The 6,152-nt window shown below is 71.2% G+C and carries 5 protein-coding genes; 1 reads left to right on the top strand and 4 read right to left on the bottom strand.

Annotated features, from left to right (window positions below):
• Window positions 1-160: 160 nt before the first annotated feature.
• A complete protein-coding gene (locus tag FNQ90_RS27215; RefSeq protein ID WP_407699333.1) occupies window positions 161-3,325 on the bottom strand; it encodes a UPF0182 family membrane protein in 3,165 nt (1,054 codons plus the stop codon).
• Between the two features lie 114 nt (window positions 3,326-3,439).
• Here FNQ90_RS27215 and FNQ90_RS09705 point away from each other — a divergent pair, with 114 nt between their 5' ends.
• Window positions 3,440-4,075 (top strand): PPA1309 family protein, encoded by a 636-nt coding sequence (locus FNQ90_RS09705; protein ID WP_182605995.1) that lies wholly within the window; start codon window positions 3,440-3,442, stop codon window positions 4,073-4,075.
• 38 nt (window positions 4,076-4,113) lie between these two features.
• On the opposite strand, the gene FNQ90_RS09700 is transcribed toward FNQ90_RS09705, so the two are convergent.
• The 3 genes from FNQ90_RS09700 to FNQ90_RS09690 form a co-directional block, all read right to left on the bottom strand.
• Window positions 4,114-5,277 (bottom strand): YlbL family protein, encoded by a 1,164-nt coding sequence (locus FNQ90_RS09700; protein ID WP_182605994.1) that lies wholly within the window; start codon window positions 5,275-5,277, stop codon window positions 4,114-4,116.
• Between the two features lie 50 nt (window positions 5,278-5,327).
• Window positions 5,328-5,513 (bottom strand): hypothetical protein, encoded by a 186-nt coding sequence (locus FNQ90_RS09695; RefSeq protein WP_182605993.1) that lies wholly within the window; start codon window positions 5,511-5,513, stop codon window positions 5,328-5,330.
• A 188-nt stretch (window positions 5,514-5,701) separates the two neighbouring features.
• Entirely contained in the window at window positions 5,702-6,127 is a 426-nt protein-coding gene (locus FNQ90_RS09690) for a molybdenum cofactor biosynthesis protein MoaE (RefSeq protein ID WP_143624172.1), read from the bottom strand.
• Window positions 6,128-6,152: the final 25 nt, after the last annotated feature.

The raw sequence follows: 6,152 nt of genomic DNA, 5'->3' as shown, positions 1-6,152 counted from the left end.
CCCCCACTCCGCGCCACCACCCCACCCGGACCCGCACCGGGACGACGGACGGCCGGCCGCCCCCGCGGTGCGCGGGAGCGGCCGGCCGTCGATCCGTCGATCCGTCGAAGGGGAGAGAACCGGTCCGGCCCCGTCGGAACGGGAGCCGGACCGGCCGGGATCACTCCTCGCTCTCCTCCGCCTCGTCGTCGGCGTCACCGTCACCGGTTTCCTCGGTGCGCGCGGCCTCCTCGGCCTCGGCGATGCGCTGCAGCGCGTCGGCGAGCTTGGCCTGCGCCTCGCCGTAGGCGGCCCAGTCACCCTCGGCCAGGGCGGCGTCGGCCTCCTCCTGCGCCTCCAGCGCCTCACCGATCCAGCCGGCGAGGTCGGCCGTGGCCTCCGGGGTCTCCTCCGGCTCCTCGCCCTCCCCGACGGGCGGGGTCTCCTCCGGCTCCTCGCCCGTCTCCGTGACGCCGAACAGGGTGTCCAGCGCCGCGTCCAGGGAGGCCTCGAAGGCCAACTCGTCGCCGTAGGAGGCCAGCACCCGCTGCATGCGCGGGTAGTTGGCGCCCGCGCCGAGGACGTAGACCGGCTCCACGTAGAGCAGGTCGTCGCCCAGTGGCACGGTCAGCAGGTTGCCGTACTCCACCTCGGAGTCACCGCGTTGCAGCAGGTTGATCGACTCGGCGATGTCGGGTTCGGCGTTCCACCGGCTCTGCACCTGTTGCGGACCCGGGGTGGTGGTGTTGTTCGGCAGCGTCAGGATCCGCATGGTTCCGTAGTCGTCGCTGCGCGCGTCCGCCACCACCGCCATGTAGGCGGCCAGCGTTTCGCGGTCCCTCGGGTTGAACGTGGTGGTCAGCGAGAAGGTACGGGCGTCCTGGTCCGGCATCCGCATGCTGAGGTAGTACGCGGGGACCGAGTTGCCCGGCTGGGTCGGGTCGTCCGGCACCTCCCAGCGCTCACCACCGGCGTAGAACAGGCTCGCCGAGTCCACGTGGTACCGCTGGAGCAGGTCCCGCTGCACGTTGAACAGGTCCTGCGGGTACCGCAGGTGGGCCAGCAGTTCCTCGCTGATGTCCTCGCGCGGGGTGACCGTGTCGGGGAAGGCCTTCATCCAGGTCTGCAGGACCGGCTCGTTCTCCTCCCACTCGTAGAGCACGACCTCGCCGGTGTAGGCGTCGACCGTGGCCTTCACGGAGTTGCGCATGTAGTTGATCTGGTTCTGCTGGGCGAGCACCTGCCGCTGCGCGTCGGTGAGCGCGGTGGCGGTGGCCTGGTCCAGCACGGTGCGCGAGGAGTACGGGTAGCCGTTGCTCGTGGTGTAGCCGTCCACGATCCACTGCACCCGACCGTCGACGACCGCCGGGTACGGGTCGGCGTCGATGGTCAGCCACGGGGCGACCGCCTCCACGCGCTCCGTCGGGGTGCGCCGGTACATGATCCGCGATCCCTCGCCGATGGCACCGGAGTACAGGATCTGCGGCTCGCCCATGGTCAGGGCGTAGGCGGCCCGGGTGAAGTAGTTGCTCAGCTCGACGCCGCCCTGGCCGGTGTAGCTGTAGTCGACCTCCTGGCCCGGCTCGGGCATGTCCTCGGCCGGGGCCTCGGCCTCGCCCTCACCCGCGTCGGTGTCGGTGCCCTCCTCGGCGCCCTCGTCGAGGCCCTCCTCGGTACCCTCCTCGAGCTCGCCCTCCTCGGTCACGTCGGGGGCCGCGGTCTCGTCCTCGCCGGAGTCACCGCGGATGTAGTCCAGCTCGGGCTGCGGACCGCCCACGATCGACCACTGGGTGGTCGCCTCGCCGAAGTAGATGCGCGGCTCGTACTCACCGAGCTCGCCCTCCGGCGGCAGCTCCTTCTCGATGAAGTCGGGGGTGCCGTTGCCCAGGATGTCGTCGCCCCGCGCGGCCACCACGCCGAAGCCGTGGGTGTAGCGGAAGTGGTCGTTGATCCAGTTGCGGTCCGGCAGGCCGTCGATGTTGATCTCCCGGACACCGATCACGGTGTCCTGGTCACCGTTGGCGACCGGGTAGCGGTCGACGTCCAGGGTGTCCGCGAAGGAGTAGTAACCGCGGATCTGCTGGAGCTGCTGGAAGGCCGGGGAGATGACGTTCGGGTCGACCAGGCGGATGCTGGCGGTGGTCCGCACCGAGTCCCGCAGCTCCTCGCGGTTCTCGTCGGTGACCAGGCCGGCCTCCTGACGACCGAAGGCCTGCTTCTCGGCCCGGTCGATGCCGTAGGCCTCCTTCGTCGCCTCCAGGTGCTTCTGGATGTACGGCGTCTCCATGGCCTGCTCGTTCGGGCGGACCTGGAACTGCTGCACCAGCGCCGGGTAGACACTGCCGATCAGCACCGCGGAGAGCACCAGCAGACCCAGGCCGATGACCGGGAGCTGCCAGGTACGACGCCACAGGGTGGCGAAGAACAGCACCGCGCAGATGATCGCGATGATGGTCAGGATGGTCCGCGCCGGCAGGTAGGCGTTGGCGTCCACGTACCGCAGACCGGTCCAGCCGTCGGCGTCCCGGAAGTCACTGCTCTTGAGAGCCAGGCCGTAGCGGTCGAACCAGTAGGCCACCGCCTTGAGGGCCACGAACAGACCCAGCAGGACGGAGAGGTGACCGGTGGCCGCGGGGGTGATCCGGTTACCGGGGGTGGTGACCCGCAGCCCGCCGTACAGGTAGTGGGTGGCCCCCGCCGCCAGCAGCGAGAGCACCACCACGGCGAAGCCGAAGCCGATCAGGAAACGATAGAAGGGGTAGTCGAAGGCGAAGAAGGAGATGTCCATCCCGAACTGCGCGTCGGTCACGCCGAACGGGGTTCCGTTGACCCACTGCAACCAGGTGCGCCACTGCCCGGACGCCGATCCGCCCGCGATGAGACCGATCAGCAGGGCGACGCCGATCAGCACCCACTTCTTGTAGGGGGCGATGCTCATCCGGTAGCGGTCGAGGTTCTGCTGCTCCATCGACATCGCGCTCAGCGGCGGCCGCAGCCGGTGCGCGAGCCAGATGTTGAGGCCCACGGCCAGGGCCATGATCAGCCCGAAGACCGCGAACATCACGATGCGGGTCACCAACTGGGTGGTGAACACCGTGGTGAAGTCGACGGACTGGTACCACTTCCAGTCCGTCCAGAATCCTGCGAACATCGCGAACAAAATCACCAGACCGGCCAGGATGGCGGCGGTGATCAGCAGGGTTTTGGCACCCCCGGACGGACGCCCCAGGGAGAAGCCCGGCACACCGGGCCCACCCGGACCTCCTCCCCTGGGTCCTCTGGGTCCTCTGGGACCGTTGGGGCGACCCGAGCCCCGGTCCGGCATCTGGAAAGCCAAGGTGCGCACCTCAAAGATTCGGAGCGGATAACGGCGGGCCCAGCCTAGGGGACCCCACTTGAGTAACTTACTCAAGCTTTACCCGGTTCCCGTTTCCGGGGTACGGGGCGGCACGATATGGGGATGGACAACACCTCACCCGACGCATCCGACGCACCCGCGACCGCCGGCGACTCCGGCACCCCCCTCGCCGCCCGGCCCCTGACCAGGGCACTTCTGGAGATCGACGCCTACGCCTCCGGGCTGGGCTGGGACGGTCCGGCCCGTCTGTTCGCGTTGGTGGACACCGAGCGGTTGCGGACCGAGGAACCCGAGCTGGCCGAGCGGCTGGGTCTGGAGAAGGACGGCCCCGACGGATCCGGGCACGCCGCTCCCCCGGTCGGCGGCCCCTCCCTGACCCCGATCGAACAGGACGAGCTGCCCCCGGACGCACCGCTGGACGAGTTCCTCGCCGGCATCGCCTGGCCGGACGCCGTGGCCGGCTGCGCGCTGTGCGTCGAGCGGCTGATGCTGCCGCCGTCCGTCGAGTCCGAGATCCCCGACGAGTTGCGTCGGGAGGAGAACATCGACGCCCTGGCCCGCTGGGTGGCCGAGCACCCGCAGCGGCAGGAGGTGCGGATGACCGTGGGGGTGCTGCGCGGCGGGGAGCGGGAGTCCGCGCTGCGGCTGCGCTCACGGGACGCGGAGACCGAGGTGGTGACCGGCCCGGATCTGGTGCCCGGGCTCACCGAGGCCCTGGCCGCGACCTTCGAGGGCTGAGGAAGCGCGCCCCGACCCGCCGGCCCCGGCCGGCGGGTTCAGTCGGCCCGTGAGCAGAGCGGGAGGCTCTCCGGGTCGACCCCGGAGCGGATCCCCTCCAGCGCGGCCAGGGCGCCCTCCAGGTTCTCCACCTCGACGAGGGCGAGGCCCGGCGGGGGGTCGGCCGCGGCGGCGGCACAGTTCGCGGCGGGGGTGAGGAACCAGGAGGCGCCCTGCTCCCGGGCGGCGATGGTCTTCATGGCCACCCCGCCGATGGGGCCGACCCGACCCTCGGCGGTGATGGTGCCGGTGCCCGCCACGAACTCCCCGCCGGTGAGGTCCTCCTCGGTGAGCTTGTCCACCAGCCCGAGCGCGAACATCAGGCCGGCGCTGGGACCGCCCACATCGGCCAGTTCGATGTCGATGTCGAAGGGCAGGTCGTAGCCGACACCGGCGGAGATGCCGACGATGGGCCGGCCGTCGTCCTCGGCTGCGGTGGAGTTCACCGTGAGGTCCAGCCGCTCCGCCTCGGCGGTGTCGCCGCTGCCACCGGCCGGCGGTTCGGCCCCGCCGTCGGTCTCCCCGGGACCCCCGTCCCCTCCGTCGTCTCCGTCGTCCGCGTCCCGCGTGCCGGGCACCCGGTCCACGGTGAAGACGACGGGATCGCCCGGCTCGCGGGCCGTGACCCGCTCCGCCACGTCCGAGGGCTCGCCGATCTTCTCGCCGTCCACCGCCACGATCACGTCCCCCGCCCGGAGCACGCCCTCGGCGGGGCCGTCCTTCACGACCGAGGAGACGATGGTCCGGGTGCCGACCTCGTAACCCAGTTCGCGCAGGGCCGAGACCTTGGCCGTCTCCTGCGAACGGCTGAACTCCTCCGCGTTGATCTGCTCCACCTCGTCGGCGGTGCGCCGCTCGGGATAGAGCGTCTCGTAGGGCACCACCGCGCTGCCGCCGGCGAGCCAGCCGCGCACCGCCTCGAAGAGGCTCATGCGGAAGTTCACGCCGGTCACGCGGACCGTCGTCATGTTGAGGTTGCCGCTGGTCTCGTACGTCTCCTCGCCGGAGATGTTCAACACCGGGCTGCCGTTGTGCTCACCCAGTGTGTTGACCGTGGGTCCCGGCGACATCTCCGCGTAGGGCACCCTGACCAGGACTGCCGCGAACAGCAGACCGATCAGGAGCAGACCGGAGGTCAGCAGGGATGCGGTACGGCGTGGCATGAGCAGACAGTACGGCACCCGGGGGCCGCCCGTCGGCCCGCGGCGGGACTTCATCCGAGTCCGTCGGCCCCGCGCACCGGGCGTTCCATCGCCTCGCGGAACGCCTGGTGGCGTCGGACGCCCGCGGTGTCATCGGCCCCGCGGGCCCCGGTCATCCGACGACTCGCCACGATGCTCCACACGCCCGCGATCAGCACGCCCACCAGGGGGATGAGCAACCACACCAGTGCCGCCACGACGCCACCTCCCGTCTCGACTCCGGACCGCGAACCGGAGCGCGCGGTCGTCGGGGGAAGAACCTGCCCGGTGACCCCAACGCTCCGATGGGTGAACGGGTCACGCAAGCGGAGGGGTTCCCGGACGACCGGGAGGTGGGCATCCGCCGGGGGCGCGGAGGTGTCGCGCGCCCCCGGCCGGTCCGGGGTCAGCCGCAGGCCCCGACCCATTCGGAGGTGCCGTCGGCGAAGGTCTGCCGCTTCCAGATCGGGACGGTCGCCTTGAGGTCGTCGATCAGGCGCCGACAGGCGTCGAAGGCCTCCGCGCGGTGCGGGCAGGCGACCGCGACGATCACCGCGAGGTCCCCGACGGCGAGCCCTCCGACCCGGTGGACGGCGGCCAGGGCACGCACCGGGAAGTCCGCCGCCACCCGTTCGGCGACCCGCCGCAGTTCGACCACCGCGCTCGGATGGGCCGAATACTCCAGTGAGGTGACGGCCGCGCGGTCGGCCGGGCCGTCGTGGTTGCGGACGGTACCGACGAACAACGCGGTCCCGCCGGCCTCGTGGTCACCGATGGCCGCCAACACCTCGGGGACGGACAGGGCGGTCTCACGGATGCCGAGCAGGCGCAGTCGCGGGTCGGGCGGGCCACCGGGG

The sequence above is a fragment of the Streptomyces alkaliphilus genome (genome assembly GCF_014141535.1).
GTDB lineage: Bacteria > Actinomycetota > Actinomycetes > Streptomycetales > Streptomycetaceae > Streptomyces > Streptomyces alkaliphilus.
This window is presented reverse-complemented; position numbering and strand designations above follow the sequence as displayed.

Bases quoted from the DNA above. Each gene is read 5' to 3' on its own strand.
- FNQ90_RS09700 (WP_182605994.1), bottom strand. From the start codon at position 5,277: ATGCCACGCCGTACCGCATCCCTGCTGACCTCCGGTCTGCTCCTGATC.
- FNQ90_RS09705 (WP_182605995.1), top strand. From the start codon at position 3,440: ATGGACAACACCTCACCCGACGCATCCGACGCACCCGCGACCGCCGGC.